This window comes from Martinezella lusitana (assembly GCF_014207095.1).
GTDB classification, from domain to species: domain Bacteria; phylum Pseudomonadota; class Alphaproteobacteria; order Rhizobiales; family Rhizobiaceae; genus Rhizobium; species Rhizobium lusitanum_B.
The window spans coordinates 68,797-91,482 of record NZ_JACHBG010000018.1 but is presented as its reverse complement, the minus strand read 5'-3'; the positions used below and the strand labels follow the sequence as shown (position 1 = coordinate 91,482).

25 protein-coding genes are annotated in these 22,686 nt (G+C 59.2%); 7 read left to right on the top strand and 18 right to left on the bottom strand.

What is annotated here, in order from left to right:
• Window positions 1–104: 104 nt before the first annotated feature.
• From GGD46_RS25985 to GGD46_RS25970, 4 genes are all read right to left on the bottom strand, one after another.
• Complete coding sequence (locus GGD46_RS25985; protein WP_184709454.1) at window positions 105–1,082, bottom strand: flagellin; 978 nt, start codon at window positions 1,080–1,082, stop codon at window positions 105–107.
• Window positions 1,083–1,331: 249 nt separating this feature from the next.
• Window positions 1,332–2,255, bottom strand: a complete 924-nt coding sequence (locus tag GGD46_RS25980) for a flagellin (RefSeq protein WP_184709452.1) — start codon at window positions 2,253–2,255, stop codon at window positions 1,332–1,334.
• A gap of 466 nt (window positions 2,256–2,721) precedes the next feature.
• Entirely contained in the window at window positions 2,722–3,639 is a 918-nt protein-coding gene (locus GGD46_RS25975) for a flagellin (protein ID WP_184709450.1), read from the bottom strand.
• A gap of 252 nt (window positions 3,640–3,891) precedes the next feature.
• The gene (locus GGD46_RS25970; RefSeq protein WP_184709448.1) at window positions 3,892–4,815 is read right to left on the bottom strand and encodes a flagellin; all 924 of its coding nucleotides are present in this window, start codon (window positions 4,813–4,815) and stop codon (window positions 3,892–3,894) included.
• A 334-nt stretch (window positions 4,816–5,149) separates the two neighbouring features.
• Here GGD46_RS25970 and GGD46_RS25965 point away from each other — a divergent pair, with 334 nt between their 5' ends.
• A complete protein-coding gene (locus GGD46_RS25965; RefSeq protein ID WP_184709446.1) occupies window positions 5,150–7,096 on the top strand; it encodes a glycosyl transferase in 1,947 nt (648 codons plus the stop codon).
• A gap of 84 nt (window positions 7,097–7,180) precedes the next feature.
• On the opposite strand, the gene fliP is transcribed toward GGD46_RS25965, so the two are convergent.
• The 13 genes from fliP to flgF all read right to left on the bottom strand — a co-directional run bounded on the left by fliP (window position 7,181) and on the right by flgF (window position 16,420).
• Window positions 7,181–7,939 (bottom strand): flagellar type III secretion system pore protein FliP, encoded by a 759-nt coding sequence (gene fliP / locus GGD46_RS25960; protein ID WP_184709444.1) that lies wholly within the window; start codon window positions 7,937–7,939, stop codon window positions 7,181–7,183.
• A complete protein-coding gene (locus tag GGD46_RS25955) occupies window positions 7,936–8,433 on the bottom strand; it encodes a flagellar basal body-associated FliL family protein (RefSeq protein WP_184709442.1) in 498 nt (165 codons plus the stop codon). The genes fliP and GGD46_RS25955 overlap by 4 nt, the downstream gene beginning before the upstream one ends.
• A gap of 148 nt (window positions 8,434–8,581) precedes the next feature.
• Window positions 8,582–9,295, bottom strand: coding sequence for a flagellar basal body L-ring protein FlgH (flgH, locus tag GGD46_RS25950; protein ID WP_184709440.1), 714 nt, complete (start codon window positions 9,293–9,295; stop codon window positions 8,582–8,584).
• Entirely contained in the window at window positions 9,292–9,843 is a 552-nt protein-coding gene (locus GGD46_RS25945; RefSeq protein WP_184709438.1) for a MotE family protein, read from the bottom strand. The genes flgH and GGD46_RS25945 overlap by 4 nt, the downstream gene beginning before the upstream one ends.
• Window positions 9,840–10,958 carry a flagellar basal body P-ring protein FlgI gene (locus tag GGD46_RS25940; RefSeq protein WP_184709436.1) on the bottom strand — a complete coding sequence of 373 codons (1,119 nt, stop codon included), beginning with the start codon at window positions 10,956–10,958 and terminating at the stop codon, window positions 9,840–9,842. The genes GGD46_RS25945 and GGD46_RS25940 overlap by 4 nt, the downstream gene beginning before the upstream one ends.
• Complete coding sequence (gene flgA, locus GGD46_RS25935; protein ID WP_409527716.1) at window positions 10,955–11,440, bottom strand: flagellar basal body P-ring formation chaperone FlgA; 486 nt, start codon at window positions 11,438–11,440, stop codon at window positions 10,955–10,957. The genes GGD46_RS25940 and flgA overlap by 4 nt, the downstream gene beginning before the upstream one ends.
• 34 nt (window positions 11,441–11,474) lie before the next feature.
• Window positions 11,475–12,263 (bottom strand): flagellar basal-body rod protein FlgG, encoded by a 789-nt coding sequence (gene flgG / locus GGD46_RS25930; protein WP_184709432.1) that lies wholly within the window; start codon window positions 12,261–12,263, stop codon window positions 11,475–11,477.
• Window positions 12,264–12,361: 98 nt separating this feature from the next.
• The gene (locus tag GGD46_RS25925) at window positions 12,362–12,712 is read right to left on the bottom strand and encodes a flagellar hook-basal body complex protein FliE (RefSeq protein WP_184709430.1); all 351 of its coding nucleotides are present in this window, start codon (window positions 12,710–12,712) and stop codon (window positions 12,362–12,364) included.
• Entirely contained in the window at window positions 12,712–13,128 is a 417-nt protein-coding gene (flgC, locus tag GGD46_RS25920; RefSeq protein WP_184709428.1) for a flagellar basal body rod protein FlgC, read from the bottom strand. The genes GGD46_RS25925 and flgC overlap by 1 nt, the downstream gene beginning before the upstream one ends.
• A 16-nt stretch (window positions 13,129–13,144) precedes the next feature.
• Window positions 13,145–13,537: a flagellar basal body rod protein FlgB gene (flgB, locus tag GGD46_RS25915; RefSeq protein ID WP_184709426.1), complete on the bottom strand. Its 393-nt coding sequence runs from the start codon at window positions 13,535–13,537 to the stop codon at window positions 13,145–13,147.
• 118 nt (window positions 13,538–13,655) lie between these two features.
• A complete protein-coding gene (locus GGD46_RS25910; protein WP_184709425.1) occupies window positions 13,656–14,201 on the bottom strand; it encodes a flagellar protein in 546 nt (181 codons plus the stop codon).
• A gap of 83 nt (window positions 14,202–14,284) precedes the next feature.
• Window positions 14,285–15,673 carry a flagellar protein export ATPase FliI gene (gene fliI, locus GGD46_RS25905; protein WP_184709423.1) on the bottom strand — a complete coding sequence of 463 codons (1,389 nt, stop codon included), beginning with the start codon at window positions 15,671–15,673 and terminating at the stop codon, window positions 14,285–14,287.
• A gap of 12 nt (window positions 15,674–15,685) precedes the next feature.
• A complete protein-coding gene (flgF, locus tag GGD46_RS25900) occupies window positions 15,686–16,420 on the bottom strand; it encodes a flagellar basal-body rod protein FlgF (RefSeq protein WP_184709421.1) in 735 nt (244 codons plus the stop codon).
• A 222-nt stretch (window positions 16,421–16,642) separates the two neighbouring features.
• Between flgF and motA the strand changes: the two genes are divergently transcribed.
• From motA to GGD46_RS25870, 6 genes are all read left to right on the top strand, one after another.
• Window positions 16,643–17,515 (top strand): flagellar motor stator protein MotA, encoded by an 873-nt coding sequence (motA, locus tag GGD46_RS25895; protein ID WP_004128566.1) that lies wholly within the window; start codon window positions 16,643–16,645, stop codon window positions 17,513–17,515.
• A gap of 5 nt (window positions 17,516–17,520) precedes the next feature.
• Window positions 17,521–18,468 carry a FliM/FliN family flagellar motor switch protein gene (locus tag GGD46_RS25890; protein ID WP_246806481.1) on the top strand — a complete coding sequence of 316 codons (948 nt, stop codon included), beginning with the start codon at window positions 17,521–17,523 and terminating at the stop codon, window positions 18,466–18,468.
• Between the two features lie 69 nt (window positions 18,469–18,537).
• On the top strand, window positions 18,538–19,074 hold the full coding sequence (gene fliN, locus GGD46_RS25885; protein WP_184709419.1) for a flagellar motor switch protein FliN: 537 nt from the start codon (window positions 18,538–18,540) through the stop codon (window positions 19,072–19,074).
• Between the two features lie 49 nt (window positions 19,075–19,123).
• A complete protein-coding gene (fliG, locus tag GGD46_RS25880; RefSeq protein WP_184709417.1) occupies window positions 19,124–20,167 on the top strand; it encodes a flagellar motor switch protein FliG in 1,044 nt (347 codons plus the stop codon).
• 92 nt (window positions 20,168–20,259) lie between these two features.
• Entirely contained in the window at window positions 20,260–21,339 is a 1,080-nt protein-coding gene (flhB, locus tag GGD46_RS25875) for a flagellar biosynthesis protein FlhB (RefSeq protein WP_184709415.1), read from the top strand.
• Between the two features lie 5 nt (window positions 21,340–21,344).
• A complete protein-coding gene (locus GGD46_RS25870) occupies window positions 21,345–21,785 on the top strand; it encodes a hypothetical protein (RefSeq protein WP_184709413.1) in 441 nt (146 codons plus the stop codon).
• Window positions 21,786–21,928: 143 nt separating this feature from the next.
• On the opposite strand, the gene visR is transcribed toward GGD46_RS25870, so the two are convergent.
• A complete protein-coding gene (visR, locus tag GGD46_RS25865; RefSeq protein WP_409527715.1) occupies window positions 21,929–22,675 on the bottom strand; it encodes a transcriptional regulator VisR in 747 nt (248 codons plus the stop codon).
• Window positions 22,676–22,686 lie beyond the last annotated feature (11 nt).

The window sequence follows — 22,686 nt, the reverse complement described above, 5'->3', positions numbered from 1 at the left end:
CAGCTTGCGGCGCAACCATGCCACTGCGCCGGACCGTAGGCAGTCAAACTTGTGCGAGGATGAATGCGGGGACGGCATTGGCCATTCCGCCGCACCACCCAGCATCATTTGCCCTGAAGGATAATCAACACCTTGCTCGCCATGCTATTGGCGATCGACAGCGCTTGCACGCCCATCTGCTGCGCTGTCTGCAAGGCTGATTGCCGCGCCGCTGCTTCTTCCATGTTCGTGTCGACCATATCGCCGACGCTGCTCTTGATGCTGTCGGTGAGCTTGGAAATATAATTCGACTGGTCGTCGATATTCGACTTCATCACACCGAGCGTTGCGCCCGCCGCCGTTGCAGACTTCAGAAGCGAACTCGTGACGTTGAGCATGTCCGTGAGCTGATCGTCGGTGGTGGTGCTCGAAATGGCGATTTCGGTGCCGCCAGTTGGCGGCGTGCCGCCAGTGGCGGCCAGAAGATAGTAGTTGCGGGGCGTTGTACCGCCGCTCGACGTGCTGAATGTGCTGGCATCGACATTCTTCGTCAACAAGCCACGGCTCGCATCGGCAGTATCGATCATCAGGGTTTGGGAACTATCGTAGCCGATCGTCTCAAGGGTGATTTGCCCACCCGTGCCACGGGTGAAATTGCTGATGACCGACTGCTGCGTGGTGGGATGCGCGTCCGTGTTGTAGAGCCAGTTCTCATTGGAGAAGGAGGCCGACTGCGTGACAGACTGCAGCTGATTCTTAAGCTGCTGGATATCGGAATTGATGGCGATCTTGTCCGTGCCCGGCTCCTTTGCCGAAACCAGCTTGGACTGGATCTGGGTCAGCAGGCCGACAACCGTATCCATGGCGGTCGATGCGGTGTCGACCTTGGAAGAGCCAAGGCCGAGGGCATCGTTGATGGTCGACAGGCTACTCTGATCCGAGCGCATGGTCGTCGCCATCGACCAATAGGTCGGATCGTCGCTCGCCTTCTGAATGCGGTAGCCGGAGGAAACCTGCAGCTGTACGACACCGAGATCCTTGTTGACTCCGCGTAACACGGTCAATGCCGCAGACGTGGCCCCATTCGCCGTCACATTGCTCATCAGAAAATCCGTAATTCCATTGGGATTGGCAAACCGGGCCGATCCGGCAGCAACGAATGGCCTCATGCCCACCAGCGGGAGATTTCCCAGCGCGGCCGTCGCTAAAACAAGATGCCGCCCTCGCTTCGAGGAAAGTCGAGAGGCAACTCTTGAACAGATACTGCAAATCAGTTGTCGATAAGGTTAACAAAAGCCAACGCGCGACGACAAGAGGTAAATGTCGCCGCGCTATCCTAGCGCAAGCTCCGATCAAGCTTTGAAGAGCGAAAGGACGCTCTGCGCGCTGGTATTGGCAATCTGCAACGACTGTATCGCCAGCTGCTGCTGCGTCTGCAGGGCAGACAGCTTGCTCGATTCCTGTTCCATGTTGGCATCGACGAGCTTGCCGACGCCCGAATCAATGGTATCGCGTAGCGTGGAGACAAAGCTTGTCTGCAGATCGATGCGGGTCGAGAGCGAGCCAAGCTGCGAAGACGTGCTGGTCATGGCATTGAGCGCGCCCTGCACGAGGTTCATCGCCTTGCCAATATCGCCACTGGTCATGCCGTTGATGTTGAGGCTGAAGACCGAATAGGACTTGCTGCCGATCGTCTGCTTGGTTCCAAGAATGCCTGAATTGGTATCGATCGTGCCGCCGGGCTTCGCGCCGAACATGACGTTGCCGTGCGAACCGGTGTCGAAACTGTAGCTGGTGGTGTTAACCGCAACCGTGCCGTCATTGTTGCGCACGAACGAAGAAACGACCGATGCGGACGCGCCGTTGGCCGCGAACATCCAGTTTTGACCGGAGAACGATGCCGACTGCGCAATACTCTCCAACTGCTGTTGAAGCTGCGCAATTTCCTCTTGCACATCTCCCTTGGAGACACTGTTTTCCGTCGCAGCGACGAGCTTGTCCTTGATCTGCTGTACGACTTTTATGGCGTTGTCCATCGCCGTATAGGCCGTATCGACTTTTGCGGCTCCCAGCCCCAGTGCATCGGACACGGCGGAAAGCGCGCTGTTGTCAGAGCGCATGGTGGTCGCGATCGACCAGTAGGCGGCGTTGTCCGATGCCTTGGCGACGCGATAGCCGGAAGAAACGCGGCTCTGCGTATTCTGCAGATTGCTGCTGATGCCGCGCAGAGTCTGGAGAGCGGACATCGCTGCGTCGTTGGTGAGAATGCTAGTCATTGAGGGTGCCCCTTGTGGCTGAGATAGGAAGGGACATTCCGGTCTGCGGCCGGGAACGGCAATCAGCCTCATGCTTGTTAACCGACTCTTAGGAGAGGTTAACCAACCGTTGCGTTAGCTGCAACTGACAGGAATAGCGTTAATAAAAGGTTAACGTCATCCATAATAGTTAACAAAATCATACTTCACCGAGACAGGGCGGCTTTGTGCGACGCCGGCCGTATCGGTGTTGTCCCGGGATATGCCCGTGCGATTGTCGTTTCGGTTGCGAGAGAACGTCGATTTTTGCTTGGCATCTTCATCTGACGCGGTTCTGCATGGCCAGGCGGCCCAGATGCCATCCAGTAGACGCGGCCGTGACGTGGCCAACCCGTCGCTGCTGGCCGATAAACGAAAACCGCGCCTTGTGCAGGCGCGGTTGACGTATTGTTTAAGATTTTCGGTCGGCGGTTGACGCCGGAACCTATTAGCCGCGGAACAGCGACAGGATCGACTGGCTCGAGGAGTTGGCGATCGAGAGAGACTGAACGGCGAGCTGCTGCTGCGTCTGCAGAGCGGACAGCTTGCTGGATTCCTGTTCCATGTTGGCATCGACCAGCTTGCCAACGCCCGACTGGATCGAGTCGGAGAGCGAATGAGCGAAGCTCGTCTGCAGGTCGATACGAGCCGAGATCGAGCCGAGGCGCGAGTTCATGCTGATCATGGAATTCAGAGCGGTCTGAACCATGTTCAGGGCGCTGGAGATCTGGCCGGACGTCATCTTGCTGATGTCAAGGCTGAAGACCGAAGCGTTGACGGTGGTGTTCTTGCTGCCCAGGATACCGGAAGCCGTGTCGAGAGCACCGGCGGCATTCGTGCCGAACAGAACGTTACCAACCGAGCTGGTGTCGAACTTGTAGTTGGTCGAGCTGACCGAAACCGTGCCGTTGGTGCCGCGGATGAAGGAGGAAACGACCGAAGCCGAACCGCCGTTCTTAGCCATGACCCAGTTTTCGCCGTTGAACGAAGCAGACTGAGCAACGCTCTGCAGCTGCTGCTGCAGCTGGCCGATTTCTTCCTGAACCGACTTCTTGTCAACCGACGGTTCCATGGCCGTTGCAAGCTTGTTCTTGATCTGGCCGACGATGTCGATTGCGCTGGTGGTAGCCGTGGTAGCCGTATCGACCTTAGCGGCGCCGAGGCCGAGAGCGTCGGAAACCGCACCGATAGCGCCGTTGTCGGACTTCATGCTGGTGGCGATCGACCAGTAAGCAGCGTTGTCCGAAGCCTTAGCGATGCGCAGGCCGGACGAAACGTGGCTCTGCGTCTGCTGCAGGTTGCCGCTGATGCCGCGCAGCGTCTGGAGAGCTGCCATTGCGGAGTTGTTGGTGAGAATGCTCGTCATAATATTTGCCCCTTTTGGCAGTGGTTAGAATAAGGGACATTCCGGACCTAAACCGGTAACGGCATTCAGCATCATGCCTGTTAACCCAATTCGTTAAGGTTAACTCGCCGCTTCGATGGTCCTAAGAAACAGCAATATAGTTAAAAAATCTTGAACCTCTGAAAACCCGAAAAAAATAAAAAAAACCGCGCCTTAGTAGGCGCGGTTAACGTCTTGTTTAAAATTATTGCCCGGCGATTAACGCCGAACCTATTAGCCGCGGAACAGCGACAGGATCGACTGGTTCGAAGAGTTGGCGATCGAGAGAGACTGAACGGCGAGCTGCTGCTGCGTCTGCAGAGCGGACAGCTTGCTGGATTCCTGTTCCATGTTGGCATCGACCAGCTTGCCAACGCCCGACTGGATCGAGTCGGAAAGCGAAGAAGCGAAGCTCGTCTGCAGGCTGATGCGGCTGGAGATCGAGCCGAGCTTCGAACCCATGCTGGTCATGGAGTTCAGAGCGGACTGAACCATGTTCAGGGCGCTGGAGATCTGGCCGGACGTCATCTTGCTGATGTCAAGGCTGAAGACCGAATACTGGGTACCGCCGATGCTCGACTTGCTGCCGAGAATACCGGAGGCCGTGTCGAGAGCGCCGGCTGCAGTCGTGCCGAACAGAACGTTACCAACCGAGCTGGTGTCGAACTTGTAGGCAGTCGTGCTGACCGAAACCGTGCCGTTGGTGCCACGGATGAAGGAGGAAACGACCGAAGCCGAACCGCCGTTCTTAGCCATGACCCAGTTTTCGCCGTTGAACGAAGCCGACTGGGCAACGCTCTGCAGCTGCTGCTGCAGCTGGCCGACTTCTTCCTGAACCGACTTCTTGTCAACCGAGCCTTCCATGGCGGTTGCAAGCTTGTTCTTGATCTGGCCGACAATGTCGATCGCGCTGGAGACAGCGGTCGAAGCGGTGTCAACCTTTGCGGCGCCGAGGCCGAGAGCGTCGGAAACGGCACCGATAGCGCCGTTGTCGGACTTCATGCTGGTGGCGATCGACCAGTAAGCAGCGTTGTCCGAAGCCTTGGAGATGCGCAGGCCGGACGAAACGTGGCTCTGCGTCTGCTGCAGGTTGTTGCTGATGCCGCGCAGCGTCTGGAGGGCGGCCATTGCGGAGTTGTTGGTAAGAATGCTGGTCATTTGAGTGTGTCCCCTGGAAACTGGATACGAAAGGAGGACATACCGGACTGAGAATACCGGCGATGACGGAGCAGCTTCATGCCCCTCGATCCGTCTTCCTAGAGGACCAAACCCGTCATGTCGCGAGGAAAGTCGCATCCATTACTTGCCAATTTCTTAAATTCGGGCGCCCGGAAAATGGCTCTCAGGAACGTGGCTAAAATTCCGTAAAAGCATTTTCGACGGTTGCTTCGGTTTCAGGCAAGCTACGCAGGCGATGATCAAGCGAATCCATGATGCCGGCACTCGGCCTTTGACGAGAGCCGGTTCAACATTCCGCTTGGAGTTCTCGCTCGTGAATACGAAAAACGCCTTTTCAGCAGCGTCCAGTCTCTATCAGAAGGGACAATATACGCGCGCGCTCGAAACGCTGAACGATCTGCTTAATGTCGACAGGTCCTCCAAGACCTATGCTTTGTTGGCCAAGACGCTGCTCAAGCTCGGCTTCAAGGCGGATGCTGCGAGCGCCTACGAACTGGCCGGCAGGCAACCGCCCCGCCGCGAAGACTATCTCCGCGAAGCGCTGCTGCTTCATAGCGAATGCGGTAACGACGATCAGGCGCTCGCTGTCGGCAGCCTCATCTTGCCGCTGGCATTCAAGGATCCGGACCTTGCTTTCGCTCTCAGCCGTATTCTCCTCGGCCGTCAGCAGAAAGAGCTTCTGACCGGCTTCAAGAGCGTGCTCGTCGAAGGGCCGGAGATGAAGCATCGGTTTATGGCGGCAACGCTTCTTACCGACGATCTCTACGAAGAGGGCAACAAGCACATCGTCGCGACCCTGTTCAAGACCTACCCGGACAACATCATCTTCCGGACGCTCTATCTGATCTTCGCACGCGAGGAGTCCGACCTCGCCGCCGTCGACAGGCACATGGCGCCAGTCCTGGCATCGCTGGCGCAGGGCAAGCTCGATCATGTGATCCCCGATAACCCGTTCTTCCATCTTCACTGGTGCGGTGACGAAGCCATCAACAAGCTCGCGATCCACGATACCGTTCCGCTGCCCGCCGGCCACGCCGAGACGCGCCGCAAGCTTCCGCATGCGTGGGACCGGAAGATCCGCATCGGATACGTCTCCTCCGACTTCTGGCCGGGGCATGCAACCATGAAGCTCCTACAGCACGTTCTCGAGCTGCACGACAAGGAACGGTTCGAAGTCACATTGTTCGACCACTCCAATCCGCTCGCTCAGCAGGAAGAGGAGTTCGATTACGCGAAGCTTGGAACTCTGGTCGATATCCGCGGCCACTCAGATCAGGCGGCGGCGGCTGAGATCCGCGCACGCGGCATCGACATACTCATCGACCTCAAGGGGCACACGAAGGCAAGCCGGGCGCATATTTTCAACCACATGCCCGCCCCGATCCAGGTTGCGTGGCTCGGCTTCCCCGGCACGACGGTCAATATCGATCTCGACTACATCATCGGCGATCAGTTCGTGCTGCCGGAGCGTTCGAAGGAACATTTCCACGAGAAGTTCTGCCGCCTTCCCGATTGCTATCAGCCGAACGACCCGCTCAACCGGCCGAAGCCGCGGCCGACGACCCGGGCCCAGCATGGGTTGCCCGAGGACGCTTTCGTCTTTGCCTCCTTCAACGGCAACCGCAAGATCACCTCGCAGATGATCGACGTCTGGTGCAACATTCTGAAGCGCAGCAAGAACAGCGTGCTTTGGCTGCTGTGCAACGGCCCGCACTCCGAGGCCAATCTCTGGGCGCGACTGGAAGCGCGCGGCATCAACCGCAAGCGCGTCATCTTCACCACGCGTATCGATTATCAGGAACACATCGATCGTCAGCAGCTCGCCGATCTCGGCCTCGACACCTTCCCGGTCAACGGCCATACCACGACCTCGGAGCAGCTCTGGGGCGGCCTGCCGGTTCTGACTGTCAAGGGCACCAACTTCGCCTCACGCGTCAGCGAAAGCCTGCTCAACGCAATCGGCGTGCCGGAGCTGGTCGCTGAAGACATGCAGGCCTATGAAGACATGGCAGTGGAGCTTGCTAGCCAGCCGGCGCGCGTGGCGCAGTTCAAGCAGACGCTGGTTGCCAATCGCTACATCAAGCCGCTCTTCGACTCCGAACGTTTCACGCATCACCTTGAGACAGCTTTCGAGATGATGGTGGACCGCGCCAAGCAAGGGCTAGCACCGGACCATATGGATGTGCCGGCGCTGCCGATCCGCACCGAACCCTTTATGACGGCGGACGATCCGAGCACGGCGGCGATCGCCGCCGAATGAGACTGAAAAATCGAGCAAACAGGAAAATCGCCGGGAAGAGATTCCCGGCGATTTTCTTTGGATGATGTTTTCGTCGTTATTCCGTCAGTGGAAGGAGCGCACGAGACTGCCGACCAGCAAATTCCAGCCGTCGATCAGCACGAAGAACAGAATCTTGAAGGGCAGCGAGATCGAGGTTGGCGGCAGCATCATCATGCCCATCGCCATAACGATAGTCGACACGATCAGGTCGATGACGAGAAACGGCAGGACAACCAGGAAGCCGATCTCGAAGCCGCGGCGAATTTCAGAAATCATGAAAGCCGGGATCAGCACCCGATAGTCGATCTTGTTATCGACCACGGTGGTCTGGCCCCGCTCCTTCGCCAGATCGACGAAGAGCTTCAGATCCTTGTCGCGCGTATTGTTCGACATGAACGTACGGAAGGGCTCGGCAATGCGCTGCACGGCGTCCGCTTCCGAAATCTGGTTGGCGAGCAGCGGCTGCACGCCCTCTTTCCAGGACTGATCGAAGGTCGGAGACATGACGTAGAAGGTCATGAAAAGGGCCAGGCTCAGCAGGATCATGTTCGACGGCGTCGTCGCAAGGCCCATGCCGGTCCGCAGGATCGAGAAGGCGATGATGAAGCGCGGAAAGCTCGTCACCATGATCAGGATGCCCGGTGCGATCGACAGGACCGTCAGGAGCCCGAAGGTGCGAATGATCCAGGCAGCAACGGAACCGTTGACCGGAGCGTTCAGAAGATCTGTGGGGAGCTGCTGCGACAATTGCTGCGCCATCGCCAGCTCTGGCGACAAAACAACAAGGGCTAATGTAGCAAATACAAGTGCAAACCGACTCATTCGATCACGAAAGTTCTGAACATAACTTTCGATACTCGTCCTTCCGAGCGCAGGTCAACACGCTCTTGAATGTCATCCCGAAGATATTGCAGGCCCCGGGCACCTTCGATCTGCTGCAGGGAGACGGTGCGGATATAGGCAAGGATGTCCTGATGGATCGACTGGGCCAGCTGGGTGTCCGGCTGCCCCTTGAAGACCAGAGCCAGCTCCAGCCGTATCCAGCTTTGCGAAGGATAGGCGAGATTGGTGGTGATCGGGTCGAGCGCGACGATGCCGTTCGGCTGTCCTGCCGCCGCTGCCGCGGCCTGCTTGCCGCCGGCCGGCGCTGCTTTCGCCTGCACGGCCGCAGCTGCCGCCTTGATCCTCGGCGCAACCATGGTACCGACGACCCAGCCGCCGCCGCCGCCGAGCACGGTCAGCACCAACAGCCCGACGATCGTCATGATGAGCGGCGATCCCTTGCCCTTTGCTGATTCGTCTGCGGCTGCAGCCATGTTCCTGTCCGTCCGTTGTCTAGAGCGTTTCGGCTTTTCTCAGAATCGCGGAAGCGCTCTACTTTCTTGTTTTCTCTCGCATTCCGGACGGAAAACCGCTGCGCACTTTTCCTGGAAATGCATCTAACTTATACGATGCCGTCAGCTGTCAGAGCGGCGACAGAAGATCGACCGCCTGCTGGCCTCTCGGCGGCTGCTGTACTTCCGTCAGGCGACCCCGACCGCCATAGGAGATGCGCGCTTCGGCGATCTTGTCGTAGGAGATGGTGTTATCCGAGGTGACATCCTGCGGGCGGACGATACCGGCAACGTTGAGAATACGAATTTCCTGGTTCATGCGGACTTCCTGCGAGCCGCTGATCATCAGGTTGCCGTTCTCGAGAATACCGGTGACGACAGCGGCCACGAGCAGGTTGATCTGCTCGGAGCGCTGCATCTTGCCCTTGCCGTCCGTGCTCGTATCGGAGCCCGACGTCGCATTCGCATTCGTGCTGGGCTGCCAGCCGAAAATCTTGGCGGTGACGTTCCAGCCCATATCGCTCTTGTTCACGCGACTGCGGTTGGTCTCGTTGTCCCAGTTCGCCTTATCGTCGATCTTGATCGTGACGGTCAGGATGTCGCCGACATTGAGTGCGCGCGCGTCCTTGAAGAGGGCGGCCTGTGAATCATTCCAAAGCGAATAGCCCTGCGCGACCTGGTGCGGCCTCTTCGGATACTGCGACATCTGCGGCGTCTGCGCATATTGCAGGCCGCTGCCGATCGGACTCATGGCAGGCGCCCTGCCGATTTCCTTCATGGCCTGCGACTGGCAACCGGCGAGAAAGACGACGATTGCACAGGCGGCCTTAACACGCGTGTTCATGAGGGGTCCTTCGACTTCGATGTGTTCGGGTTGGATGCGCTGGCGATGATGTTGGTGATCGTGGCCGCTTTTTTTGCATCCATCTCCGCAAGGATGAGGCTCGACTGACGCGCCGAAAGCTTCATGATGATCGCGGCCGCAGTCGTCGTCCTAACGTCATTAAGGCTGGCCGCGGCGGCATCCGGTTTCATGTTCTTATAGATATCGACCAGCCCCACATCTGCCGCCTTCAGGAAGTCGTCGCGACGCTTCAGCCAGTCCTCGTATTCGGCTTTGCGCGTGTCCATGGTGGCAATGCGCTTGTCGACATCGGCCTGCAGCTTTTCCAGCTCCTGCTTCTGCAGCAGATAGCGTTGATCGCGGGCCGGATCGGCGATGTTGGTGCAGAACTGCCGGATCTCATCCTGGCTCGAGGCCGGATCGACAACCGGCTTCGGCGCCTGTTGCGCCGCGCCCGCTCCGAGCGACAGCAGCAAGAGGGCCGCTGCAGAGACAGCCGACAGACCGCAGGAGATGAGCATCTTCTTGGAGCTTACGATCGATATCATTGCAGCACGAGCTCCGCTTGCAGGGCGCCGGCAGACTTGATGCCTTGCAGGATGGCGATGATGCCGTCCGGCTTGACGCCGATATTGTTGAGGCCGGAAACGAGCGTCTTCAGGTCAGGTCCTTCGAGCACTGCGACACGACCGCCGCTCTTCGTGGCTGTGATGTCGGTCTGGTCCTGGATGGCCGTCTGCCCGTTCGAGAAGGGCTCGGGCTGGATCACCTGCGGATTCTCGCTCACCTGTACGGTCAGCGTTCCGTAGCTCACCGCGACCGGGGAGACCCGAACGTCGGCGCCGATGACGATGGTTCCGGTGCGCTCGTTGATGACGACCTTGGCCGGCGTATCCGTCTGGACGTTGAGATTCTCGATGTCGGCCATCAGTCGCGTCAGATCGGACATCTTCGGCTTGCTGATGGAGACTTCCTGCGAATCCTTCGCCTCGGCGATCGGCGAGCCGAAGCGCGACGTTGCCCATGCGTTGACGGTATCGGCAATACGGATGGATGTGGAGAAGTCCGGATTGCGCAGCTGCAGGACTAGATTGACCGAATCCTTGAAGCGGGACGGCAGTTCGCGCTCGATGATAGCACCGCCGGGGACGCGACCTGCCGTGGTGACGCCTTCGGTGACCGATGCAGCAGCACCCTGTGCCTGGAAGCCGGAAACGATGACCGAACCCTGCGCGACCGCATAGATCTGGCCGTCAGCGCCACTCAGCGAAGTCATGATGAGCGTGCCGCCGCGCAGCGATGTCGCATCGCCGAGCGAGCTTACCGTCACGTCGAGACGGCTGCCGGGGCTTGCGAACGGCGGCAGGTTCGCCGTCACCATGACGGCTGCGGCATTTTTGGCTGCGGATTGACCGCCTTGCGTCGAAATGCCGAGGTTTTGCAGCATTGCGCGCATGGATTGCTCGGTGAAAGGCGACGCACGCAAGCTGTCGCCCGTTCCCTGGAGGCCGACGATCAAGCCATACCCGATAAGCTGATTGTCGCGGCCGGATTGCAGCGACGCGATGTCCTTGATGCGTGATTGCATCGCGGCGGCCGGATCGGCAATGATCAGGCTGGGCAATGCAAACAGGATCGCGAGAAATTGACGAAGCCGTTTCATTTTGCGACCACGCGGATCGTGCCGTTTTCGAGAACCGTGCCGTTGACGATGATGCCGGAATCCATGTTGCGGGCCCGGATGCTGTCGCCAACCGCGCCATCGTCCAACGGCGTGCCTGCCGCTGTGATCGTCATTGTGCCCATGCTCATGACCAGGCGGACATTGGAGCCGCGCGTTACCGCATAGGGCTGCCGTAACGAAGAGATCGAGATGGTGCGGCCGGGCAGGAGCGTCCGCTTCGATACCCTGCCGGTGACCTCCGGGATGCGCTTGGCATAGTCGCCCGTCAGATTGGGGTTAGTGACTTCGACCTCTTCCAGCTGACCTTTGTTGATGATGTCGCCGGGATAGATCGTCTCGGTCGGTACGACAGCGGTGCCCATGCCACCGGTATCGGCGCCTGCAGCGCCCCCCGGCGCAGCGGCTGCGAACATTACCGAAAGGCTCGCGGCGGCGAACCAGGCCATTGCTAAGCTTTTCATCCGGCGAAACCTCATGTTCAGCCCGTCCTTCCCGCTACTTCAGGTTCTTGCTGACGATCTGCGCCATGTCGTCGGCCGTCGTGATGACCTTGGAATTCATCTCGTAGGCGCGCTGCGCGGTGATCAGGTCGGTGATCTCCTTGACCGGATCGACATTCGACGATTCCAGATAGTATTGCTTCATGTAGGCGAAGCCGTCCTGGTTCGGATCGGAGATGACCGGGCTGCCAGAGGCCGGTGTTTGCGTGAAAAGGTTGCTGCCCATGGGTTGCAGGCCGGCTTCGTTGACGAAGTTGGCGATCTGAAGCTGACCGAGGACGGTCGGCGTCGTCGCCGTGCCGATTTTGGCGGCGATCTGGCCGGACTGGTTGATGGTGATGCTGGTGGCGTTGCTCGGGATCGTAATCCCCGGCGCCAGCACGTTGCCATCGGGCGTGACGATCTGGCCCGTATCGCTCTTGTTGAACGATCCAGCGCGCGTGTAGGCCATCGTGCCGTCAGGCATCTTGATCTGGAACCAGCCGCGACCGACGAGCGCGACGTCAAGGTCGTTCTGCGTCTGCGACAATTGCCCCTGGATCTGGATGTTACGCACAGCTGTTGTCTGCACGCCGAGACCGATATTGGCGCCTTCCGGAACCACCGCCTGGTTGGGTCGGTTGGAGATGCCCTTGGCGCGCTCGGTCTGATAGAGAAGGTCGGAGAACTCTGCGCGCGAACGCTTGTAACCGGTCGTGTTGATGTTCGCGATGTTGTTCGCGATGACTTCAAGATTGGTCTGCTGGGCGTCCATGCCCGTTGCGGCAATTGCGAGCGCTCTCATGCTTTCGTCCTTCGAGCTTGGGCGTGGTCGTCGAAGCCGGAGATAAGGCCAGCGAGCAACTCACGCGGAATCAGGTAGTTAGGGCGGGAGATCCCGCTCTAGATCTGCATTCTCGTAATATCGAGAAAGGCGGAAACGACCTTGTCGCGCAGCGCGATCGCGGTCTGCAGGGTCTGGTCGGCCTGCATGACCTTGTCGACGACTTCGCGCGTGCTCATCGTGCCCTTCATGCCGGCGAAGGAGGCGTTTTCCGCTTCCTTCAGTGTGCTGATGGAGTCCTTCGCGACATTCGACATGACGGAGGCGAAGTTCATTCCGGCTTCCGCTCCCATGGCGACCGCCGGAGAGGCGTTCAGCGTGCTGGAAGCTGCAGACGTGAGATCGGTGGCGATGCTGCCGAGGCCGCGGGTTGCCGAGAGAGAGGCGACATTCTTGATGGAGTCGATCATTATGAGTTCTTCAGCAGGTCAATCGTGGAGGAGATGAGGTCGCGAGCCTGCCTGACAGTCTGCAGGTTGGCTTCGTAGGACCGGTTGGCTTCGCGCATGTCGGCCATTTCGACCAGGACGTTCACGTTGGGCATCTTGACGTAGCCCTTCTGATCCGCGGCCGGATTGCCCGGATCATATTCCTGGATGAACTTGCCCGTATCGTGGCCGAGTTTCTTGACGCCGACGGTGGTGAGGCCGTTGGCGCGATCCATTTCGGCACCGAAGGTCACGGTCTTGCGCCGATAGGGGTCGGCGCCCGGAGTGTCGCCCGTCGAACGGGCGTTGGCGATATTTTCGGAGACAACGCGCAGGCGGGTCGATTGAGCTTCCAGGCCGGAGCCTGCGATCTTCAATGCGGCGGATAACGGGTCCATGACATCTTCACTTCATCTATTGTTTTACGGCCATCAGCATCATGCGATGAAAGGAGCTTACGAGTGCGGTGTTCAAGCTGTACTGGCGCTTGATTTCACCGGATTTGGCGAGCTCGTCTTCCAGGCCGACGGTGTTACCCGACTCCTGGACACCAATTTCCTGATTGAGCGGCGCTTCCTCTACGTTGACGTTGCCGCTCGCGCTGAAATCATTGCCCGAAAGATGCGCCGGATTGGTTCTCGCCATGGTGACGTTCTGGTTTTCCAGAACGGCCTGGAACGGCGTAACGTCCTTGGCGCGATATTTCGGGGTATTGGCATTGGCGATGTTGCCGGCAACAACCTCTTGACGCGCCTGTAGCCACTCGGCTTGCCGCGAGGCCAGGTCAAAGAGCTGAATCGGTTGCATGGGCTTCTCTCCGTTCTTACACTCAGAATCTAGCGGGATAATCTTGCGTGGGACTTGCGGGAAATGCGTTCCTGTAAAGGTCTTGAAAGTGCCTGAAACACAGGCGCTTCCGGCTGTTTCAATTGTTGCCGTAAACATCGCCCGTGGAGGTGACGATGATCCACTTTCCGTTGCGTTGTTCGATTGACGCCAAACGGCTGTTGTCGGGCAGAACCGAGCCGACGCGCACGACATACATGCCCGTATCGTCCTCGATCAGAGCCCGGCCGTTGACGACGTGCAGCAGGTGAAATGGCACCTTGCCCGGGAACGGCTGCTGATCGGCCGCCGGCCCCTTGTCGTCCTCGCGGCCGGCATTGCTCACGGTCGCGGTGGTCAATGGATCCGGAATGAGATCCCGCGGTTCGGCGGGATTCTTATTGACCATGGCGAGCGGCGATACGCTTACAACCTGGCGACCCGGCCAATTCGGCAGATCGCGGGTACGATCGCCTTCAGCCACCTGGATACCGAACTTGTCCGGGTTCAGGAAAACATACCACGGGAAGAAGGCCGAGGCCCCGGCAAGCACCAGGCCGGTGCAGGCCAGCGCCTTGTCCGTGACGGTTCGCCTTCTCGCCGGTTTCGGCGGAGCGACCGGTTCGTCTGCGTCGGTTTCTCTCACGTCTGCCCCCTCTTACGGCACTGAATGCCGGGATGTCGGCCGGCTGCCGACACTAATTGATTGAAGCGATCCATCACGCGGCGTCACCTCCCTCGAACAGGCACCGCTGCCGCGGAGCCATTTTTCAGGGCGGTTGCAAGATCGGTGAACGAGTCGTCCGACGGTCCTTCTCCCGGCGTCTGCTTCAGGACGTCGTAGATGATCGGCACCTGGCGGACGGCGATATCGAGATCCGCGTCGCTGCCCTGGCGATAGCCGCCGATCAGACGCAGATCGCGGGTTTCCTCATAACGATGCACGAGAGCTTTCAGCCGGGAGACCAGCTTTTCCTGATCCGGCGTCCAGGCCTTGCGCGCCAGGCGCGACACCGACGCCAGCGGATCGATCGGCGGATAGCGACCTTCCTCGGCAAGGCTGCGCTGCAGAACGATATGACCGTCGAGAATACCACGGGTCGAGTCGGCGATTGGATCGTTGTGATTGTCGCCATCGACGAGGATGGAAATGATGGCGGTGATGGTGCCGGTGCCTTCGGGACCGGGGCCGGCCCGCTCGAGCAGGCGCGGCAATTCCGTGAAGACCGAGGCCGGGTAGCCGCGGGCGATCGGCGGCTCGCCGGATGCGGTCGCAACCTCGCGAATGGCATGAGCGAAACGGGTGACACTATCGACGATCAACAGCACGTTGTCGCCCTGATCGCGGAAATGCTCGGCGATGGTGATCGCCGACAAAGGCGCCATCTTGCGCAGCATCGGGCTTTCGTCGCTGGTGGCGACGACGGCCACTGCCTTCTGCATATGGGGTCCGAGCGTATCCTCGATGAATTCGCGCACTTCGCGACCGCGTTCGCCGACAAGCGCGATGACCACCTTGTCGAAAGCTTCGGCCCTGGCCACCATCGACAGCAGCGTCGACTTGCCAACACCGGAACCGGCGAAGATGCCGAGACGCTGCCCGAGGCAGAGCGGCGAAAAGATATCGATGGCCCGCACGCCGGTCTTGAAACCGGTTTCGACGCGCTTGCGCGTCATCGAGGACGGCGCCGTATTGGAAATCGACCGCGCTTCGAGCCCCTGTGTCAGCGGTCCCAGCCCGTCGATCGGCTCGCCGAGCGAGTTGATCGTGCGACCGCACCAGCTGTTGTCAGGAGAGATGCGGAAGGCACCCTTGCGAATGATCGTGTCCTGAATGCCGATCGGCTCGCCCGGCTCGATCGGACAGACATAGGTCAGCTCCGGCTCGACACGCACGACTTCGCCCAGATGGACCCCCGTCTTGGAACGATGTGCAACGAAATCGCCAAGACGCACCTGCCTGGAAAGACCGGCAACCGTGTAGTGGCCGGCGGCGATGGTGCGCACGTGGCCGCCATGGGCCACGGCATTTTCCGCCATCGCATACTGCCCCGCAAGGACAGCCATATGCGAGAGCTTCGGCGACATCACGCCCTCCGGCAACCGATCCTCGACCATGATCCGTCCCCGTTACTGGCTGCCGCCGAGGGTCTTGATCGCGTCGGTGAGCGTGCTTTCGCTGCTGCTGGTAAGTGTGCTGATATTGTCGAAAGCACGGCTGACCTCGATCAGGTTGGTCATTTCCCGCATGCCGTTGACGTTGGAATTTTCGAGATATCCTTGCGCGATGCCGACACTCGAGCGGTCGATGACCGACTGTGGCGTATCGGTCGGCAGGATGCCGCTATTCTGGTAGCGCAGGAAACCTTTGGTGACATCTGCCGAGTAGAGGCCGATCTGACCCATGGTCTTGCCGTTCTGGCTAATCGTGCCGTTTGACGACACTGTCGGCGCCCCACCCGCCGGGTCGAGCTGGATCGGCGCACCGCCGGGATCCACCACCGGAAAGCCACGCACGGAAACCAGTGCGCCGCTCTCTGACATGGTGAAGCGGCCGTCGCGCGACAGCACCATGCCGGCCGGCGTATTCAAGCCGAACCAAGCATCGCCCTTAACGGCAAAATCGAAGAAATTACCGGTATTCTGCAGTTCGCCATTTTCCACGGAGAGATAGTCGTTGCCTTGCGAAACGAAGGCGACCTTGGCGTTGAGCTTGTTTTCAGTGTTGCTGAGAACCTGATCGAACTTGACCTCGGTACCGCGGAAACCCGTCGTGTTCACATTGGCCAAGTTGTCGGCGATCGTCGTCAGACGCCGCTCGAGCGCCATCTGGGACGATAGCGCCACATAGATACCAGACTGCATTTTCAACGCCCTCCGGACATTGGAGAATAACGGGAAAGGAAACGCTAGGGCGCTCCTACATTTCGTTAGCGGGGCATCGATGCCCTTACCCGCTATCCTGCCGGCATTGGCTTGTGCGAAGCTGACACGGCAAAAGACGACCGAACGGCAGCAACGAACAGCCTCACGCAAGGCAGCTCCCCTAGTTCATCGTATGAAGCAACGTTCAGGTGTGGACCGACGATGAACATTATTATCGGATTTGTAGTGACCTGCGGCTGCATCATAGGCAGCTTCATGGCTATGGGCGGAGACGTAGGCGCGCTGTTCCAGCCCTTCGAATTTGTCATTATCGCAGGCGCCGGTCTCGGCGGCTTCATCATGGCCAATCCGATGAAGGTCGTGAAGGATTCGGGCAAGGCGCTCGGAGAAGCCTTCCGTCATGCGGTCCCCAAGGAGCGCAATTATCTCGATACGCTGGGCGTGCTCTACGCCCTGATGCGCGACCTGCGCACCAAGTCGCGCAACGAGATCGAAGCTCATATCGATAATCCGGATGAATCGGCGATCTTCCAGGCCGCCCCGACGGTCCTGAAAAACAAGGATCTGACGGCTTTCATCTGCGATTACGTCCGTCTCATCATCATCGGCAACGCCCGCTCTCACGAGATCGAGGCGCTGATGGATGAAGAACTCGACACCATGCAGCACGACAAGATGAAGCCCTACCACGCGATCACGATCATGGGCGATTCGTTCCCTGCCATCGGTATCGTCGCCGCCGTTCTGGGCGTCATCAAGGCCATGAGCCACATCAACGAATCACCCGAGGTCCTCGGCCACCTGATCGGATCGGCGCTGGTCGGCACCTTCCTCGGCATCATCCTGTCCTATTCCGTCTGCGCTCCGCTGGTTTCCCAGATCAAGGTCGTGCGCAACAAGCAGCATCGTCTCTATGTCATCGTGAAGCAGACGCTGCTGGCTTACATGAACGGCTCCGTACCGCAGGTCGCGCTCGAATACGGCCGCAAGACCATCTCCTCGTACGAGCGTCCGTCCATCGACGCCGTCGAGCAGGAAATGATGAACCCCGGCGGCGAAAGCAAGGCAGCCTGACGATCATGAGCCAGCAATCCGCACAAAAGACGCCCGCGATGGATCGCACCCTCTTTGCCAAGCTCACCGGCAATCTCGGCGATCAGGCGAAGCTCGCCAAGCTCGGCACCGCCTTCGCCCAGGTCTACTCCGAATTTCTGCCCGATATCATCAAGAGCGAAACCGGACTCGAGATCAATATTGCCTATACCGGCTGTCAGTCCGGCCTCATGAACGAGCTGATCTCGAGACTTGGTGGCAATCATGCCCTGGTCAACGGATCGCTGCGCAACTGGGCACCCAAATTCGTTCTCGGCTGCGGCTCGGCTTTCATCATGACGTTGATGGAACACATGCTGGGCGCCCGGCCTGAGGACATGGAGGTGGCCATTGCCAGGCCACTTTCGGTGATGGAGCTTGATCTTTCCGTCATGGTGTTCGAGAAGATCGCCAATGTGCTTCGTTCCGCCGTCAATGCTCCCGGCGGCTTCGAGCCCTATCTGGATCCGCCGCGCAATATCGAAGATCATCCAGCGCCGCTCGCCGATAGCAACGATGATTTTGCAGCAGCGATCACGATGACAATTTCGCTCGGCAAATGCGTCTCCGAGATCATCATCATCGTGCCTCAGCGCGATCTGCTGCGGACCGTCATCAGCGCGCCGCGTGCGAAGAATCCGACAGCCGCCTCTCAGGCGTGGTCGGAGCAGCTCAGCGAACAGGTGCGCCGCTCGCAGGTGACGCTTGACGCCCGTATCCGGCTGCAATCGCTGACGCTGGACACGATCTCGAAGCTCGCGGTCGGCGACGTCATTCCTTTCATGGATAATACCGGCGACGTCCGGGTCGAGGTCAGCGCCAACAGCAAGGACCTCTATATTTGCGAATTCGGCCGTTCCGGCGAAAATTATACGGTGCGCGTCAAGGACAACGTGAACTCCGACGACGAGCTTCTTCGACACCTAATGAATTGACCGGCTGGCGGATGGGCTCCCTCCCATCCACGGCAGCTTGAGGCAAGTTTCAACTGGAATAGTGATTTCATGGCTACGAAGACGATACAGCAAGACAGCGACGAATCGCTGGACATTTCAAACAGCGACGCCGCATTGGATGAGGCCATCGACGGCCTGCGCGGCGTCCTGAAGAAGGACAGCGATGGCGGCATGCCGGACCTCGATGCCGGCACTTTTGCCGCGGAGACCAGCACGGATCTTTCCACCTTCGGCGATTTCGGCGACGACGCTTCCAGCCCAGCCTTCGATGACAGCGATTTCGGCAGCTCCTCGCCGGAGCTTGAGCCTGCTCCTCTCGGCAGCGCGCTTGCCGCCAATCTCGACATGATCATGGACATTCCGATCGACGTCCAGATCGTTCTCGGCAGCAGCCGCATGCAGGTTTCCGGCCTGATGAACCTGACCGAGGGCGCAATTATCGCGCTCGACAAGAAGATCGGCGAACCGGTCGAAATTACCGTAAACGGCCGCAAGATCGGTCGGGGCGAGATTACCGTTCTGGAACATGATGACACCAGATTCGGCATCAAGCTCACTGAAATCTACAACACGAAGAAAAGCTGAACCCGGCTCAGGATGAGCCCACTCCCTGTGCGGGATGGAGACGAAGACCATGATGGACTTTGACGATTTCAGCGGCACGCTTGCCGAGAAACCGTTATCTCAGACTGAAAAGGCGGCAGCCGTCCTTCTTGCTATGGGAAAGCAAGTGGCGGGACGGCTGCTCAAGTATTTTACTCAGAACGAATTGCAGATGATCATCGCTTCGGCGCAATCGCTGAGACTCATTCCGCCGGACGAACTTGCCCAGCTCGTGGCCGAATTCGAAGACCTGTTCACCGAAGGCGCCGGCCTGATGGACAACGCCAAGGCGATCGAGAGCATTCTCGAGGAAGGCCTGACGCCGGACGAAGTGGATAGCCTGCTCGGCCGCCGCACCGCCTTCCAGGCCTATGAAACCTCCATCTGGGACCGCCTGGGCGAAGCAGACCCCGTCTTCGTCGCCAAGTTCCTGCTGCGCGAACATCCGCAGACCATCGCCTATGTCCTGTCGATGATGCCTTCCGCTTTCGGCGCAAAGGTACTGCTGCAGCTTCCCGAAGCCCAGCGCGCAGACATCATGAACCGCACCGTCAACCTGAAGGAAGTCAGCCCGAAGGCCGCACAGATCATCGAGAATCGCGTTCTCGGGCTGATGGCGGAGATCGATGCCGAGCGCAACGCTTCCGGCTCGACCAAGGTCGCGGACCTTATGAACGAACTCGACAAGCCGCAGGTGGATACGCTGCTCAGCTCGCTCGAATCGATCAACAAGGAATCGGTCGAAAAGGTTCGTCCGAAGATCTTCCTGTTCGACGATCTCACGCGCATGCCGCAGCCAAGCCGCGTGCTGCTGCTCAACGACATCGCTTCGGACATTCTGACGATGGCGCTGCGCGGTTCGAGTGCGGAGATCCGCGAGATTGTTCTGTCTTCGATCAGCCCGCGTCAGCGCCGCATGATCGAATCCGATCTGCAGACGGGCACGAACGGCATCAATCCGCGCGAAATCGCTATCGCACGTCGCGCCATCGCCCAGGAAGCTATCCGGCTTGCCAACTCCGGCCAGATCGAGCTCAAGCAGAAAGAAAATACGCCTGTGGAAGAAGCGGCGTAATCTCACCGCGACTCACTTGAATTGTCTTAAAGTGCTCAGATCAGGCCGCGTGTGATGCGCGGCCTCTTTCCGTTGCGTAAAGGGCGGCTGCTTTGGCTGACGAAGACAAGGACAGTAAAACAGAAAACCCGACGGAGAAAAAACTCCGCGAGACCCAGGAGAAAGGCAATGTGCCGCACTCCAGGGAAGCGACCATCTTCGCCACCATGCTCGCGACGGTCATCTACGTCACCTTCTTTCTGCCGACACGCATGGGCCGCATGGGCGAGGTTCTTCGCGACCTCTTCGAAAAGCCGGATCAATGGAAGCTCGAAACCGGTCCAGACGCCATTTCGCTCTTCGTGCGCATAGGCTGGGAAGTCGCCAATATGGTGCTTCCCGCCGTGGTGCTTTTCATGACCTTCGGCGTCGGCGCTTCGATGTTCCAGAATCTGCCGACGCCTGTGCTCGAGCGAATCAGGCCGCAGTTTTCGCGGATATCGCCCGTTTCCGGCTGGAAGCGCCTGTTCAGCGTCAGCGGCCTGGTGGAATTCGGAAAGTCGCTCACGAAGATCCTGCTGGTCGGCGTCGTGATGTTTTTCGTGCTGCGCGGGCAGTTCTTCCATTCGATCGACGCGATGGCGTCGGATCCGCAGACGATCTTCATCCGTCTCTCGGCAATCGTGCAGCGTATCCTGATCATCGTGCTGATGGCGACCGTGGTCGTCGGCGTCGCCGACATTCTGTGGAGCCGACACCACTGGTTCGATCAGCTGAAGATGACCAAGCAGGAGGTCAAGGACGAGCACAAGCAATCGCAGGGCGACCCGATCGTCAAATCGCGCCAACGTTCGATCGCGCGTGACCGCGCCCGCAGACGCATGATGAAGCAGGTACCCCGCGCCACCCTCGTCATCGCCAACCCGACGCACTTTGCCGTGGCGCTGCGGTATGTGCGCGAGGAAAACGACGCACCTGTTGTCGTTGCCAAGGGTCAGGATCTGATCGCCTTGAAAATCAGGGAGATAGCCGAGACCAACAATATTCCCGTTTTCGAGGACCCTCCCCTCGCCCGCTCCATGTTTGCGCAAGTCTCGGTTGATAGCGTCATACCGTCAGTATTTTACAAGGCTGTCGCCGAACTCATCCACCGAGTCTACGCCGTGCAGTCGAATGGAAAACGGGTACGATAAACCATATGAAAAAATGCCCCTACTCTGCCCAACGAGAACAAATACTTGCCGAAGCCATCAGCCCTGTCGCGAGCGAATTGCGTCTGCTCGACGCCGCCGACCTGATCTCTCTGTTGCGCTTCGAACGATATGGTAATCTTGCCGATCTCGTGGCGTCGGCCGCAGAGCTGTATTTCTTACCGGGCATAGTCAATTTCGGCCTTGGCGGCGACTATAAGCTCGATTGGGGCGGCCCCGCCGAAGTTACGCTCGATCTGGAAATCAAGCCACGCGGCGTGGTCATCTATGCCAAGCTTGCCCTGACCGAGCATTATGCCGGCATCGAGATCAACCACATCGCCTTCGACAAGGCATCCGCGGATCCGGACGAGAACACGGCGCTTCTTGCACGCAGCCTCAAGGATTCGCGTTACGTCACCCGCGGCGAGCCCGTGCGAGTAATCTGATTTAGAGAATCAGGCTTTAAGGAATGACTTCTTGGAGCGGCGTGTATCGGCGGAAGCCGTACCGCCCCGCTCAATTTCTTTGCTCGACGATGCCGGCGAGCAGCTTCAGAGACAAAACCGCTGCGCAAGTGGGGCGATATGCTTCAGCTTATGTACCCGAAGCGAATCGCCTTCGCGATCGCCTGGATGCGGTTGACGCTGTCGAGCTTGATCGTCGCCGATCCGAGATAGGCGTTGACGGTGTGAACCGACAATCCCAGCTTCTCGGCGATTTCCTCACTGATGCGCCCATCGCCGGCAAGCTGCAGGCAGGCAATTTCGCGCTCGCTGAGCGCCTCGGCGGCCTGTGAACGGCGTTCGTCCAGCGACAAGAGCTCCATCATGACCCGGCAGCTGCGGCCGTGCAGCTCGACGATCACGTCGCTCGCCAGATCCATGAACTTCGCCGTGAAGACGACATAGCCGTTGCCCACGGCGCCCAGCCGCACGGGAAAGGCCACGCCGGCGAAGGGCAGAAGATGAGGTTTGAGGCGCTGGGTGAAGGCCGCGAAGTCCGGCGTCTCGGCCGTGCTGTCGCTATCGCGGCCGTTCCACATGAGCGGAAGCAGCGATTTGTCGATATGCTCGATCATCGCGTCGCCATAGGCTTCCAGGAAGGATTTGGCGATCACGGAATTGGCGGAGCCCCAATTGTCGAGCTCGCAAACCAAACGATGCTTGTGCGGCAAGCCGGAGCCATGCAGGCGGTAAACGGCGAAGTGCTGTGCATCGATCAGCTTCAGCATCGCAACGAGTTTTGGAAAGAGATCGGAGCGGCCAGAAATCCGGCTCGAACGGGTCTGCCGTGATTCTGCCGGCATGTCCGTCGTCCTGTCTGGCTGATATCGCATTCAACGGGCCT

Coding starts and splice junctions, on each gene's coding strand:
- fliI (WP_184709423.1), bottom strand. CDS start 15,673: ATGGTCGAGGATCGGTTGCCGGAGGGCGTGATGTCGCCGAAGCTCTCG.
- motA (WP_004128566.1), top strand. CDS start 16,643: ATGAACATTATTATCGGATTTGTAGTGACCTGCGGCTGCATCATAGGC.
- GGD46_RS25985 (WP_184709454.1), bottom strand. CDS start 1,082: ATGAGCAATGTGACGGCGAATGGGGCCACGTCTGCGGCATTGACCGTG.
- flgB (WP_184709426.1), bottom strand. CDS start 13,537: ATGCAACCGATTCAGCTCTTTGACCTGGCCTCGCGGCAAGCCGAGTGG.
- flgA (WP_409527716.1), bottom strand. CDS start 11,440: ATGAAAAGCTTAGCAATGGCCTGGTTCGCCGCCGCGAGCCTTTCGGTA.
- fliN (WP_184709419.1), top strand. CDS start 18,538: ATGGCTACGAAGACGATACAGCAAGACAGCGACGAATCGCTGGACATT.
- GGD46_RS25975 (WP_184709450.1), bottom strand. CDS start 3,639: ATGACGAGCATTCTCACCAACAACTCCGCAATGGCAGCTCTCCAGACG.
- GGD46_RS25955 (WP_184709442.1), bottom strand. CDS start 8,433: ATGGCTGCAGCCGCAGACGAATCAGCAAAGGGCAAGGGATCGCCGCTC.
- flgG (WP_184709432.1), bottom strand. CDS start 12,263: ATGAGAGCGCTCGCAATTGCCGCAACGGGCATGGACGCCCAGCAGACC.
- visR (WP_409527715.1), bottom strand. CDS start 22,675: ATGCGATATCAGCCAGACAGGACGACGGACATGCCGGCAGAATCACGG.
- GGD46_RS25925 (WP_184709430.1), bottom strand. CDS start 12,712: ATGATCGACTCCATCAAGAATGTCGCCTCTCTCTCGGCAACCCGCGGC.
- flgC (WP_184709428.1), bottom strand. CDS start 13,128: ATGGACCCGTTATCCGCCGCATTGAAGATCGCAGGCTCCGGCCTGGAA.
- GGD46_RS25970 (WP_184709448.1), bottom strand. CDS start 4,815: ATGACCAGCATTCTTACCAACAACTCCGCAATGGCCGCCCTCCAGACG.
- fliG (WP_184709417.1), top strand. CDS start 19,124: ATGATGGACTTTGACGATTTCAGCGGCACGCTTGCCGAGAAACCGTTA.
- flgF (WP_184709421.1), bottom strand. CDS start 16,420: ATGCAGTCTGGTATCTATGTGGCGCTATCGTCCCAGATGGCGCTCGAG.
- GGD46_RS25940 (WP_184709436.1), bottom strand. CDS start 10,958: ATGAAACGGCTTCGTCAATTTCTCGCGATCCTGTTTGCATTGCCCAGC.
- GGD46_RS25945 (WP_184709438.1), bottom strand. CDS start 9,843: ATGATATCGATCGTAAGCTCCAAGAAGATGCTCATCTCCTGCGGTCTG.
- flgH (WP_184709440.1), bottom strand. CDS start 9,295: ATGAACACGCGTGTTAAGGCCGCCTGTGCAATCGTCGTCTTTCTCGCC.
- fliP (WP_184709444.1), bottom strand. CDS start 7,939: ATGAGTCGGTTTGCACTTGTATTTGCTACATTAGCCCTTGTTGTTTTG.
- GGD46_RS25890 (WP_246806481.1), top strand. CDS start 17,521: ATGAGCCAGCAATCCGCACAAAAGACGCCCGCGATGGATCGCACCCTC.
- GGD46_RS25980 (WP_184709452.1), bottom strand. CDS start 2,255: ATGACTAGCATTCTCACCAACGACGCAGCGATGTCCGCTCTCCAGACT.
- GGD46_RS25870 (WP_184709413.1), top strand. CDS start 21,345: ATGAAAAAATGCCCCTACTCTGCCCAACGAGAACAAATACTTGCCGAA.